This window comes from Flavobacterium sp. GSA192, from assembly GCF_006386525.1.
Lineage (GTDB): Bacteria > Bacteroidota > Bacteroidia > Flavobacteriales > Flavobacteriaceae > Flavobacterium > Flavobacterium commune.
Window position 1 is genome coordinate 222,645 of sequence record NZ_VAHC01000002.1, and the last position, 13,174, is coordinate 235,818.

The window sequence follows — 13,174 nt, forward strand, 5'->3', positions numbered from 1 at the left end:
AAAGTTCAACCGCAAATTCGCAAATTAAAATAAATATTTAGGTTTGCTAAAATTCAATTTGCGAATTTGCGGTAAATTATTAAACATGAATAATCTCGTCTTCAATCAATAAATCCTCTCTTCGCAAGCGGAGGAAAATTTGCGCCACGGCAATAGTGTCTTTTTCGCAATAGGTTACAATTCTGTCAATGTCTTTATCTACATAAAAAACATGCCCCACTTGACTGCCGTCGATATCGCCTTTGGGAGAAGGAATTCCGAGGACTTTACACATCAGTTTTAAGGAAGTGAAATGTTTGTAATCACCAAATTTCCATAACTCTAAAGTATCCAGATGCGGAATTTCCCAAGGTTTTTTGCCAAATAAATTCAGCTTGTCGGGAATTGGGATTTGATTGATAATCATGCGGCGAGCCAGAAACGGAATATCAAATTCTTTGGCATTATGTCCGCACAAAAGATGTTGTGGCCCATTGAAATGATTGTTCAATAAATTATTGAAATCTTTCAAAAGTTTGGCTTCTTCTCCAAAAAATGAAGTTACTCTAAAGTTGCGGATATCGCCTTTAATGACAAAAAAACCAACTGAGATACATACAATTTTACCAAATTCAGCCCAAATTCCGGCACGATCATAAAATTCCTCTGCCGAGAAATCGTCTTTGCGTTGGTATTGGGTTTTCTGCTCGTACAAGGCTTGCATCTCCGGATCCAAAGAGTTGAAATCTTCCGTTTCAGGAACCGTTTCTATATCCAGAAATAATATGTTGTTGAGGTTTATTTTTTCAATCATGTTCTTAATTTTTGTTTGGAGGTAATTCTTGTTGCAGCATTTTATAAGTTTCCTCTAAATACACATAAAAATCATCACTATGTGGCGAACCATTGGTACTCGGTTTATCATGATTTCCAAGTCTTACAATTATCAAATCGTCTTCTGGAACTACAATTACGTATTGACCTAAATGTCCCCGCATGTAAAACACTTTTTTGTTTTTAAAATTACTCAACCACCATCCATAGCCATATTGCGGCGAATCTTTAAATCGTGGTATTAGTGATTTGGCAACAAATGTGCTGTCTAAAATTGCTTTGCCGTTCCATTTTCCATGTTGAAGATAGAGTTTTCCAAAACGGGCAAAATCTCTGGCGTTACTGGCAATGCAGCAATAGGCCTTTACAATTCCGTTTTCCCTGTCAGTTTGCCAAAAAGCATCACTTTGAGCTCCCATGGGTTTCCAAAAAGATTCTGAAACATAATCGGCTAAATTTTTTCCTGTTGCTTTTTCGATGCACATTGCTAAAAGTTGGGTATTTCCGCTCAGGTATTTATAAACTTTTCCCGGTTCTTCAATGCTTTTCAAACCTAATATGACTGGAGTTAAATTCTCATCGAAATAGGCCTGAGTAGTAATTGAAAACGGGTCGTAATAGGATTCATCCCAATCTAATCCTGAGGACATCGAAGCCAAGTCGCCCACCGTCATTTGTGCCGATTTTCCTTTTTTGAATTCAGGAAAAAAGTCGCCTACTTTTTGGTCTAAACTCTTGATTTTTCCATCCATAATGGCTTTTCCCAAGGAAGCTGAAACGATACTTTTGGCCATCGAAAAAGAATTCGATTTAGAATCATTTCCGTAATTATCATAATAATTTTCGTTCCAGATGCTATCGTTTTTGATAATTAAAAAAGCCACAGTTCCCATTTCTTTGTGTAACTGTTCTAATCTGTCCGTAGGTTTTGTCTGGTTGTAATCTTTGGCTAAATTCCAAGGTTGCGGTTGATTACTTTTTTGGATAATTCGATTGTCAAAATATTTATAATCATCTAAAAAAGCAGTTGTATGTCCGTTAAAATAAGTAACTCTAACAGCTCTTAACAAATAGTCTTTCTTGAAAATATAGAGAGAAAGGATTAGAACACCTATAAAAATGAGCAATCCGACTAGAAATTTTTTGAGTTTTTTCATGGGGTTTGAATTAGCTTCAGTACGAATTTACATAAAAAATGGTTCTCGATACATTTTTTGCTTCATTTCATTACGCAAAAAACACTCGAACTGACGTTTTTGATGATTTCACCCAACGGGTTAATTTCAAAACAAAAGTTCTTGTTTTCGCGATGGATTTTCATGTTCCAATAACCATTTCTTGCGCCACAATCCACCGGCGTAACCCGTTAGTGAACCGTCGGTTCCAATAACCCGATGACAAGGAACTACAATCCAAAGCGGATTTTTACCATTGGCGGAAGCCACAGCGCGAATGGCTTTTACATCGCCCAATTTTTTAGACAAATCCATATAACTGCAGGTTTTTCCAAATGGAATTTCGAGCAGCGCCTGCCATACTCTTTGCTGAAATTCGGTTCCTTTTGGATTCAGTTTAAAGTCGAAAGTGGTTCTTTTTCCATCAAAATAATCCTGAAGTTGTGTAACTCCTTCTTGTAAAACGACAGGAATTTCAGGACTAATTTCTCCTTCATCAGCAATTGAAATTATTGAAATTCCGTTTTCATCTCCTGTGATTTGGGTAATTCCTAAAGGTGTTTTGATGTAAGCTGTGGCTTGTTCGTTAGTTTTCATTTTTACTGTTTTGTTCCATTAAAAATTCTATGGCTGCTTTTGAAATTTCGGACTGATTTCCTTTTGGCGTAGCCAATAAAATATCGGTAGAAAGATTCACTTTTTTGAGTTCTAAAAATTCCAATTCGGGATAGTTATGACTTTTCATAATGGCGGTTGGAACTATCGAAATTCCCAATCCATTTTTAACCAATTGAATGATAGACGAAATATTATTGGATTCATGTACCACTTTTGGGTTAAAACCATATTGGGCACAAATTTGCAATAAAGCATCGTAAAAATACGGCGCATATTCTTTATTAAAAAACACAAAGGTGGCTTCTTTTAATATTTCCAGTTCGTCTTCCGAGGCAATAGCATATTTATTTCGATTAAATACCAGCGAAAAACTGTCTTTAAACCATAATTGAGAATCGATTTTTGGAGAATGTAAAGGCGCACGAATGATTCCAAAATCGATTTTTCCTTCTTCTAAAGCGGCAATTTGTTTGACAGTTGGTACTTCATAAAGACGAAAATTAACATAAGGATATTGAGCAGACAAAAATTGTATCAACTTAGAAATATCTCCTGAAAATGTGGAACTCACATAGGCAATCCGGAATTCGCCGCTTTGATTTTCGCTTATTTTTTTAGTCTGAATGTTGATGCGCTCTAAATTTTTTAGTAGTTCTTGAACTTCTTTTTGATAAAATTTTCCTGCATCGGTAAGGATTACCCGCTTATTATTTCTTTCGAAAAGTGTAGCTCCTAGTTCGGTTTCCAATTCTTTAATCTGTCGGCTTAAAGGCGGTTGAGAAATGAATAGTTTATCGGCTGCTCGAACAAAGCTAAGTTCTTCGGCTAATTTTAGGAAATATTTTAAGTGACGCAATTCCATAAATACCTTTTAAGTATTAATAATTGACAAAATAAGCATTTTTATAGCATATATAAAAATGATAGGTTTGTGAAATAAACAAGTTAATTGCTACCAATGTGTTTTAAGCCACTAATTCACGAATTAATCTTAAAAGGTGGAAGACGACATTACACAAATCAAATTGTTACTGGAATAATTGATTTACTTAAAGATTATTGTTTGAGAATTCGTGGCAAATAATGAGTATAATAGTCTTAAAGCAACGAATTAGTGAAATAATTGAGCTTAGTGAGAACTTTTATTCGTGCATTCGTGGCAAATAATGGTGAAAGGAATTTAAAATTTGATATTATGGAAAAATCAACAGTAACAGAAATCAGGGAACGTTTTGATAATGAGGTCGAACGTTTCTCGAATTTAGAAACAGGACAGGTAGCTACAGTGGATGCAAAAATTGCATTAGAATTGATTACGTGTACTGCAAGAGCTATAAAACCGGAAGCAAAAACCATTTTAGATTTGGGTTGCGGAGCTGGAAATTATACGTTGAAAATGTTATCTAAAGTACCTAATTTAGATTGTACTTTGGTGGATTTGAGTCAGAATATGTTGGATAAAGCTTTTGAACGTGTTTCTGAAGTTACTTCAGCTAAAGTTGAAACCATTCAAGGAGATATTCGAGATATCGAATTGCCTAAAAACCATTTTGATATTATCTTAGCTGGAGCGGTTTTACATCATTTAAGAGAAGATTCCGATTGGGAATTGGTGTTCCAAAAGTTGTTTGACAGTTTAACGCCCGGAGGCTGTTTCTTGATATCTGATTTATTGATTCAAGATCATGAAGGTGTTAATGGATTGGTTTGGAAAATGTATGCGAACTATTTAACGCAACACGGTGGAGAGGAATACCAGCAAAAAGTATTTGATTATATCGAAAAAGAAGACACGCCGAGATCGATGACTTACCAATTGGATTTGATGAAAAGAGTAGGTTTTTCATGCACCGAAATTTTACATAAAAATGCCTGTTTTGGGGCTTTTGGAGGGATAAAATAATTAGAAATAGCCCACAGATAATACTGATATTACAGATAAAAAACGGATTTCATTTTTAGTTAAATCGGTGAAAATCTGTGTAATCCTTTAAGATCTGTGGGCTAATTTATTGTTTTAAAGAGGAATTGATATAAGCTTCCAGACTTTGCAATTCTTTATCGGTAAATGTTTTTGTTAAAGCCAGATTGGCCTGCATTACTGCAAATTGTGAAGGATCGACAATGGCTTCGCTCTCTCCTTTTAAGAAAGTAACCATATTGGCCCCTTTTTCTTTGTAAATTTTGGCAATTTCTTGTGTACTTGGACCAATGGTTTTACTTTCAATTTGATGGCAAGAAATACAATTTCCTTTTCCTTCAAAAATAACTTTTCCTAGTTCTTCAGGTGTTAATTCTTTTTCTTCAGTAACCGCTGGAGTTTCATTTCCAAAAGACTCCTGACTTTCTTTTTTGCATGAAAAAGAAAGAATAGCCAGCGCTATTATTGCTAATTTTTTACTCATGTTATTAATATTTCTTTTTTGGAATTGCTCCGCCTGTTCGCAAAAGCTCGAGTCGTGAATCTTCGATTTCATTTTTGGTTTATTTTTGATTTAAAATAATTGCGGCTTCTTTGGCAAAATAAGTCGAAATCAGACTGGCACCGGCACGTTTGATGCACATTAATTGCTCCATCATGATTTTATCGTTGTCTAGCCAACCTCTTTCGGAAGCAGCTTTAATCATTGCGTATTCGCCTGAAACATGATACACCGTTACGGGAACATTTACAGCGTTTTTAACCTCTCTAACAATGTCTAAATACGCAATTCCCGGTTTTACCATCACCATATCGGCACCTTCTTCGACATCCCACAAAGCTTCTTTGATGGCTTCAATGCGGTTGGCATAATCCATTTGGTAGGTTTTCTTGTCTTTTGGAACAACTACATTGGCTTCTTTTGGTGCAGAGTCTAAGGCATCACGAAAAGGCCCGTAAAACGCTGACGCATATTTAGCCGAATAACTCATGATTCCCACATTGTGAAAGCCAGCAGCATCTAAACCTTGACGTAATCTTAAAACTCTTCCGTCCATCATATCTGATGGTGCTACAAAATCGGCACCGGCTTCTGCATGAGAAACCGCCATTTTTACCAAGGCATCGTTAGTCGAATCGTTTTCAACATCGCCATTAGTAATTATTCCGTCATGGCCATAAATAGAGTAGGGGTCTAAGGCTACATCCGGCATCACAATCATTTCCGGACAAGCGGATTTGATAGCACGAATGGCTTGTTGCATCAATCCGTTTGGATTCCAGGCTTCTTTTCCTGTATTGTCTTTTAAATTCTCAGATACTTTTACGTAGATATTCACCGCACGGATTCCTAAAGCGAATAATTCCTCAACTTCTTTTACGGTTAAATCTATCGAACGGCGGAAGATTCCCGGCATCGATGGAATTTCCACTTGTACGTTTTCGCCTTCGGCAATGAACATCGGAAACATAAAATCCGATGGACTTAAACTGGTTTCACGCACTAAAGAACGAATGGATTCGTTGGTTCTTAATCTTCTACCTCTTTGTAATGGGAACATAATTATAGTTTTTCAAGCTCCGTAGGAGCGTAATATTTATAGCAATTTGTATAATCGTTTTGAATATGAACCTCGTAGGGGTGATATCTTTATTTTTAATTAAACATCATCAAATATATATTCATTTTTAAAATCAACATTAAACAATTTTAAAAATTCGATATATTCTTCCTTGAATGTTTTTGTCTTATGATGTTCTTCCTGATTTTGAATATAATTGATAACATTAGTCAATTGTGAATGACTATAGGTGAATGCACCAAATCCAGTTTGCCATTCAAATTTACCATTTATCCAAGCTTTTTCATTAATGAATCTGGATGAATTGGCTTTTATATCTCTCACCAAATCAGATAATGCTTTATTGGGCTTTAACCCAATTAAAATATGAATATGGTCAGGCATTCCGTTTATTGCAATCAATTTTTGATCTTCATTTGTGACAATTCCTGTTATATATTTAAATAATTCATCTTTCCATTTATTGGAAATCAGATTTTGTCTTCCCTTTACAGCAAAGACAATTTGAATATATAATTGAGTATAGGTATTTGCCATTATAAATATGTCGCACCTCTGGTGCTCTTTTGAAAAATATTATTTATTGCTATAAATATTACGCTCCAATGGAGCTTAATTAGAAATGTCTATTTTATCTTTAGTTTACTCTTAATTTTCTCACTCTTCGTAATGGATCATAATTATTTATATTTTTACATTATGAAAACAAAATTTGCATTGAGTTTAATTGCACTAGTTTATATATTCATTTTTAAAATTACAAATTTTGAAACTGGTGATATTGCTTCAGCAACAATATTAATTTATGTTGGAGTACCTTTCTTAGTTTTAGTTTCACTTATTTTATTTATAATAAGTTTGTTTAAGTTTTACAAAGAAAAGTTTAATATCAGGTCTTTATATTTTGTTACACTAATTGTTAATCTGATTACAATTGTTTTAACTTTTAATATTTTCTTGTTTTTTCTAAATCCAATCAATTGGTGATTCTAACACTTTAATTAACTTTTCTTCTTCACTTCCTGCTTCTGGATGATGATCGTAAACCCACTGAACATTTGGTGGCAAAGACATCAAAATAGACTCAATTCTTCCGTTGGTTTTTAAGCCAAATAATGTGCCTTTGTCATGAACTAAATTGAATTCTACATAACGACCACGACGGATTTCCTGCCAGGTTTTTTGTTCAGGAGTATAAGGTAAATCTTTTCTTCGTTCTACTATTGGAACATAAGCTTGAAGAAAACTATTCCCTACTTCGCTAACAAAGTTAAACCAATTTTCCATTGACATTTCCGGAGTTGCTTTGCAATAATCAAAGAACAATCCTCCTATTCCTCTTGCTTCATTGCGATGTGCATTCCAAAAATAAGCATCGCATTGTTTTTTATATTTCGGATAAAATTCAGGATTGTGTTTGTCACAGGCGCTTTTGCAAGTCTGATGAAAATGGATTGCATCTTCTTCAAACAAATAATAAGGCGTTAAATCCTGTCCGCCACCAAACCATTGCTGAATGACATTTCCGTTATCATCGTACATTTCGAAATAGCGCCAATTGGCATGAACCGTAGGAACCATTGGGCTTTTAGGATGAATGACCAAACTTAGTCCGCACGCAAAAAAATCGGCTTCGCCTACGTTGAACAGTTTTTGCATAGAATCGGGTAATTTTCCGTGAACGGCAGAGATATTTACTCCGCCTTTCTCGAAAACGGCTCCGTTTTCAATCACGCGAGTTCGTCCGCCACCACCTTCCGGACGTTTCCAAAGGTCTTCTTTGAATTTGGCTTGACCATCAACTGCTTCCAATCCGGCTACGATTTGGTCTTGCAAGTTTTGTATGTAGGCGTAAAATTTATTTTTCATTATAAATTGGCTTTTGCGGAAGCTATTTTATTAAAAATTCCAAACGAAAAAGTCTTGCTTTCGGATTGAATGTAATTGTAAACGGCAATGGCTTTTTCTCTAAAATCAAAGGAATTTTGTTTCGAAAAAGTAACTAAAAAATCAGCAAATTGCTCTTTTTGATTCCAGTCCAGATGCAATCTTTCCAAAAGTACAATTAAGTCATTTGGTGCTATTGCATTCAAACTTTCTATATTCAGTCCGAAATCTTTTAGAGCTTCTTCGATTTTATGAACATCAAATGCGTTTTCAGGCACAAAAACCAAAGAATGCAACGTTTTTAGCACATTGTCTATCCGTATACTTTCTTGGTCTCTTAAGTCTTTATTTAGCATTTTTTCTTTTATCTACTTTCTGTAAGCTGCTTACTAGTTCCCGTATTCTTTCACCGCATCAATAAATGCTTTGGCGTGATCCACAGGAATGTTTGGTAAAATTCCATGACCAAGGTTTACGATGTATTTGTCTTTTCCAAATTCGTCGATCATTTCGTGAACCATTTTCTTGATAGTTGGAATTGGCGAAAGCAAACGAGATGGATCAAAATTACCTTGTAAAGTAATATTCCCACCTGATAAATAACGCGCATTTCTAGCCGAACAAGTCCAGTCTACTCCGAGGGCAGAAGCTTTACTTTTCCCCATGTCGTTCAAAGCAAACCAACATCCTTTTCCAAAAACAATTACCGGAGTTACTTCAGCCAACGCTTCTATAATTTGGTTGATGTATTTCCATGAGAATTCCTGATAATCCACAGGAGAAAGCATTCCTCCCCAAGAATCAAATATTTGAACCGCATTTACTCCTGCTTTTACTTTTTCTTTCAAGTATAAAATCGTGGTATCGGTGATTTTTTGCAATAAAGTATGAGCCGCAACGGGATTAGAAAAGCAGAATCCTTTAGCGGTATCAAAGCTTTTCGAACCTTTTCCTTCCACAGCATAACAGAAAATTGTCCAAGGTGAACCAGCGAAACCAATTAACGGCACTTCGTCGTTCAGCATTTCCTTAGTCAATTTAACTGCATCAAAAACATAACCTAAAGTTTCATTTACATCCGGAACGTAAACCTGATTTACCTGTTCCATTGTACGAATAGGATTTGGAATAATCGGACCTAAATTGTCTTTTAATTCCACGTGAATTCCCATTGCTCTTGGTACTACAAGAATATCCGAAAACAAAATGGCCGCATCCGGAGCAATTCTGCGAATAGGCTGAACGGTAATTTCGGCAGCTAATTCCGGAGTTTCGCAACGAGTGAAAAAATCGTATTTGTCACGCAAAGCTCTAAATTCTGGTAAATATCTTCCCGCTTGACGCATCATCCAAACCGGTGGACGTTGTACAGTTTCTCCTTTTAGTGCTTTTAAAAATAGGTCGTTCTTTATCATAATCGTATTTGCTACAAAGGCGCTAAGGCGCAAATTTTATTTATATTCTTCTAATATTGCTTCAATTACATCTTCGATGGTAGGTTGTTCTGCAACGATGATGTTTTTTGTTTTATTTTCCAATGCTGATGCGGTGGTTTCGCCAATGCAAAAGCAAATTTCGTTTTTTAATTTATTATCTGCCAAATAACTTTCCACTCCCGAAGGACTAAAAAACAAGACAGCATCAACAGCAGCTTTGATTTTTTGAGGAGTCAAAGTGGTTTCGTAAACTTCAATTTCGTTAAAAGTTACTCCAGCTTCTTTTAAAGCGTCTGGTAAAGTATCCCGACGTTTGTTTCCACTAAAAAAAGTATAGCTTTCTGATTTGTAAATTAAAGTAATAATCTCGGCTAAATCAGCGGCATAACCAGTATAAGCAATTACTTCAAAACCATTTTCGGCTAGTAATTTTTTGGTTTTTATACCAACACAATATACTTTTTGGGTTTTTAGTTTTTCTAATTCAGGGTGTTGTAAAATACTTTCAACGGAATTTTGACTTGTGAAAATCAAACTTTCGTTTATGTTTTTCAAATCAAAAGACTTGATTTGAGTACTGATAAAATCATTTTCGATGAGTTCTAAACCAGCTTCAATCAGTGGTTTTTTTTGAGAATCAGTAAGTATTTTGGTAGAGAGTATTTTCATGTTTTGGAATTGGAAAACGGAATTATTTTTTCAAAGTTGCTTTAATATTCGCCATCAATTTTGTTCCGCCATTTTCCAGAATTTCTTTAGCAGAATAAAATCCTAGTTTTTTCCATTCTTCGATAGGAACTACTTTGTTGATTTCGATTTTTTCTTTTCCGTCTAGTGAAAATAAAACGCCATCAAAATGGATGGTGTCTTCGTCTTCATTGTATTTTGCCAAAGCACCAATAGGAGCGGTACAACCACCTTCTAAGGTTCTTAAAAATTGGCGTTCGATATAAGTGCAAACTTCCGTTTCAATATCATTCAGATGTGAAAGTGCATCCAGAGTATAATTATCATTCCCCATAGCAACTACAAGCATGGCACCTTGAGCTGGTGCTGGAATCATCCAGTCCAAATCGATATAATCGCTCGGTTTTAAGTTGATTCTTTCCAGTCCTGCAGCGGCAAAAACAGCTCCGCTCCAATCGCTTTCTTGTAATTTTTGCATTCTTGTATTTACGTTTCCGCGTAAATCGACTACGTTATGATTTGGGTATTTGTTAAGCCATTGTGCCTGACGACGCAAACTTCCAGTGGCGATAGTTCCATTGGTTTCCAGAAAATCAAGATTGCCTTTGTGAACTAAAATATCTAAAGTATTGGCTCTTTCTAAAACAGCTGCCTGAACGATTCCGATAGGTAGGGCAGTAGGAACGTCTTTCATCGAATGTACTGCAATATCCACATTGCCGTTAATCATGGCGATATCTAATGTTTTGGTAAAAATTCCAGTAATTCCTAATTCGTAAAGGGGTTTGTCAAGAATGATGTCGCCTTGGGATTTTACAGCAACAATCTCGGTTTTATAACCTAAATCGTTTAATTTTTTTTGAACGGTATGTGCTTGCCATAAAGCGAGTTCGCTATCTCTTGTACCTATGCGTATTGTTTTTTCTGCCATTTTGTTTTTAATCTAAAAATAATGTTACCATTATTTATTTTTATTAACCATTAAGAAATTAAGTTTCATTAAGGGTCATGTTAATCATCTAACATTGCAAAATACTTATTTACAAGCGGTTTTAATGATTTTGTTATATTCGTTGTATTAAAATTTATTAATAATCCTTGAGGCTTTTCTAATATTTTCATATAGGTTAATAACTGCGCTTCATGAATTGGTAATATGCTTTCAACTGATTTTAATTCAACCACAATTAAGTCATTTACTAGCAAATCGATTTTTAAATTAGATTCAAATTCTAAATCATCATATTCTATTTTAACAATCAATTGTTGTTTTACATCATAACCATTTTTCTCTAACTCATATTTCAAACATTGCTCATAAACACTTTCTAAAAGACCTGGTCCAAGTTTTTTATGCACTTTTATTGCAAAACCAGTAATTTCAAAAGATAACTGAGTAATTTGTTTTTTAGTCATTATTAAAAAAGTAGAGATTAATTTAAAACTAAATGAAACTTAATTTCTTAATGGTGAGAAAAACTTTTACTTAACCAATGCCTCAATTTTAAAGACTTTTTCAATCCATTCGATACTTTCATCCACCATAGTGTTTTCGTCTTTGAGGTGATTGGCAAAATGAGTAGTGATTTTTTGAATGATTCTGTTGCTGATGATTTCAGCTTGTTCTTCGTTAAAATCGGCTATTTTTTTACTTTGAAAATCCAATTCCGAATTTTTAATGTCGTTCAGTTTGGCTTTCAAAGCGTTGATAGTTGGAGCAAATTTACGTCCTTTAGTCCAGGTTCTGAATTCGTCTTTTATTTCTTCGATAATGGCTTCGGCAGCAGGAATGTGTCTCTTTCTGTTTTCTAAAGTTTCATCGGTCATTTGAGACAAATGATCCATGTGAATCAGAGTGACACCTTCTAATTGCGTCACGTTTTCATTCACATTTTTAGGAATCGATAAATCTAAAATCAATAAAGGTTTTTTTAGATTTAAAATGGCTTTGTCAATTGTTGGGTTTTGTGCTCCGGTAGCTACCACTAAAACATCGGCTTTTTGTATTTCTAATTGCAAATCAGAATAATCCTTAACTACCAAATCCAGTTTTTCGGCTAATTTCTCTGCCTTATCTTTGGTTCTGTTAATTAAAGTGATTTGCTCGTGTTTAGTATGTTTTACCAGGTTTTCGCAGGTATTTCTACCAATTTTTCCGGTTCCAAAAAGTAAGATATTTTTATTAGCAATATCTTCTACGTTTTTGATGATATATTGAACTGATGCAAATGAAACTGAGGTTGCACCAGAAGAAATTTCAGTATCTGTTTTGATTTTTTTACTTGCCTGAATCACGGAATTTACCAAACGCTCCATAAAAGTGTTTGTTAAACCATAAGATTTACTTTGAATGAAGGCATTTTTTATTTGGCTGATGATTTCAAAATCACCCAGAATTTGACTGTCTAATCCTGTTCCTACTCGAAACATGTGATTGATAGCTTCTTGATTTTTATAGATATAAGCTACTTCTTGAAATTCCTGAACGGAACCTTGGCTGTTTTCACAAAGTAATTTGATTAACTCATAAGGATGATTAGCAAAACCATAAATTTCGGTTCTGTTACAAGTTGAAGTAACAATCAATGATTCGATTCCTTCAGCTTCAGCCTGCATTAATAAAATAGATTGTGCCTTGGCATCTAAGCTAAATTTACCACGAATGGTTGCATCTGCTTTTTTATAACTTAAGCCTAAAGCGTAAAAAGTGCTGTTTCTGGACATATTAAAATTTTCCATAATTATACTTTCCTTAAAAAGTTCAACAAAATTATTATTAACTATTTTATAAAAACAACGCTGTAAGTTCTTTTTGTATCGCTTCGGGAAAATTTGATTCAAAATAGCAATTACAAGCTGAATTTTATTTAAAAATATAGTGAAATCAAGAGTTTTTTAGATTTTTATGTAGATTTATTCTAAATAACACGGTTGTTTGATTACTATAATATTTACGAAAAAATATCGCTTAGGGTTCTTGATAATTGTTATTAAAATATAATTTATTAATACTTTTTTAAAATTATATAACAACTTACTTTTGAAATTAAGTCG

15 protein-coding genes are annotated in these 13,174 nt (G+C 34.4%); 1 reads left to right on the plus strand and 14 read right to left on the minus strand.

From position 1 onward, the window contains the following. Window positions 1-79: 79 nt before the first annotated feature. The 4 genes from FDM27_RS05065 to FDM27_RS05080 form a co-directional block, all read right to left on the minus strand. Window positions 80-793: a 3'-5' exonuclease gene (locus tag FDM27_RS05065; protein WP_140485449.1), complete on the minus strand. Its 714-nt coding sequence runs from the start codon at window positions 791-793 to the stop codon at window positions 80-82. A gap of 4 nt (window positions 794-797) precedes the next feature. Then, complete coding sequence (locus FDM27_RS05070; RefSeq protein ID WP_140485450.1) at window positions 798-1,970, minus strand: serine hydrolase domain-containing protein; 1,173 nt, start codon at window positions 1,968-1,970, stop codon at window positions 798-800. A 126-nt stretch (window positions 1,971-2,096) separates the two neighbouring features. Further along, the gene (locus FDM27_RS05075; RefSeq protein ID WP_140485451.1) at window positions 2,097-2,585 is read right to left on the minus strand and encodes a methylated-DNA--[protein]-cysteine S-methyltransferase; all 489 of its coding nucleotides are present in this window, start codon (window positions 2,583-2,585) and stop codon (window positions 2,097-2,099) included. Then, on the minus strand, window positions 2,575-3,468 hold the full coding sequence (locus FDM27_RS05080) for a LysR family transcriptional regulator (RefSeq protein ID WP_140485452.1): 894 nt from the start codon (window positions 3,466-3,468) through the stop codon (window positions 2,575-2,577). Before FDM27_RS05080 ends, FDM27_RS05075 begins: the two co-directional genes overlap by 11 nt. Window positions 3,469-3,801: 333 nt before the next feature. Between FDM27_RS05080 and FDM27_RS05085 the strand changes: the two genes are divergently transcribed. Beyond that, window positions 3,802-4,509, plus strand: a complete 708-nt coding sequence (locus FDM27_RS05085) for a class I SAM-dependent methyltransferase (protein ID WP_140485453.1) — start codon at window positions 3,802-3,804, stop codon at window positions 4,507-4,509. Window positions 4,510-4,615: 106 nt separating this feature from the next. Here the strand turns inward: FDM27_RS05085 and FDM27_RS05090 are convergent, their stop codons facing one another. The 10 genes from FDM27_RS05090 to hemA form a co-directional block, all read right to left on the minus strand. Further along, window positions 4,616-5,083: a c-type cytochrome gene (locus tag FDM27_RS05090; protein ID WP_255510479.1), complete on the minus strand. Its 468-nt coding sequence runs from the start codon at window positions 5,081-5,083 to the stop codon at window positions 4,616-4,618. A gap of 7 nt (window positions 5,084-5,090) precedes the next feature. After that, on the minus strand, window positions 5,091-6,089 hold the full coding sequence (hemB, locus tag FDM27_RS05095) for a porphobilinogen synthase (protein WP_140485454.1): 999 nt from the start codon (window positions 6,087-6,089) through the stop codon (window positions 5,091-5,093). Window positions 6,090-6,188: 99 nt separating this feature from the next. After that, window positions 6,189-6,647, minus strand: coding sequence for an IS200/IS605 family transposase (gene tnpA / locus FDM27_RS05100; protein ID WP_140485455.1), 459 nt, complete (start codon window positions 6,645-6,647; stop codon window positions 6,189-6,191). Window positions 6,648-7,076: 429 nt separating this feature from the next. Then, entirely contained in the window at window positions 7,077-7,979 is a 903-nt protein-coding gene (gene hemF, locus FDM27_RS05105) for an oxygen-dependent coproporphyrinogen oxidase (protein ID WP_140485456.1), read from the minus strand. After that, the gene (locus FDM27_RS05110; RefSeq protein WP_071184408.1) at window positions 7,979-8,353 is read right to left on the minus strand and encodes a hypothetical protein; all 375 of its coding nucleotides are present in this window, start codon (window positions 8,351-8,353) and stop codon (window positions 7,979-7,981) included. Before FDM27_RS05110 ends, hemF begins: the two co-directional genes overlap by 1 nt. Before the next feature lie 33 nt (window positions 8,354-8,386). After that, window positions 8,387-9,412: a uroporphyrinogen decarboxylase gene (gene hemE / locus FDM27_RS05115; RefSeq protein ID WP_140485457.1), complete on the minus strand. Its 1,026-nt coding sequence runs from the start codon at window positions 9,410-9,412 to the stop codon at window positions 8,387-8,389. A 36-nt stretch (window positions 9,413-9,448) separates the two neighbouring features. Further along, on the minus strand, window positions 9,449-10,102 hold the full coding sequence (locus tag FDM27_RS05120) for a uroporphyrinogen-III synthase (RefSeq protein ID WP_140485458.1): 654 nt from the start codon (window positions 10,100-10,102) through the stop codon (window positions 9,449-9,451). A gap of 22 nt (window positions 10,103-10,124) precedes the next feature. Continuing rightward, a complete protein-coding gene (hemC, locus tag FDM27_RS05125) occupies window positions 10,125-11,051 on the minus strand; it encodes a hydroxymethylbilane synthase (RefSeq protein WP_140485459.1) in 927 nt (308 codons plus the stop codon). An 80-nt stretch (window positions 11,052-11,131) separates the two neighbouring features. Then, window positions 11,132-11,536 (minus strand): GxxExxY protein, encoded by a 405-nt coding sequence (locus FDM27_RS05130; RefSeq protein WP_140485460.1) that lies wholly within the window; start codon window positions 11,534-11,536, stop codon window positions 11,132-11,134. 66 nt (window positions 11,537-11,602) lie between these two features. After that, on the minus strand, window positions 11,603-12,859 hold the full coding sequence (gene hemA / locus FDM27_RS05135; RefSeq protein WP_071184412.1) for a glutamyl-tRNA reductase: 1,257 nt from the start codon (window positions 12,857-12,859) through the stop codon (window positions 11,603-11,605). Between the last annotated feature and the right edge of the window lie 315 nt (window positions 12,860-13,174).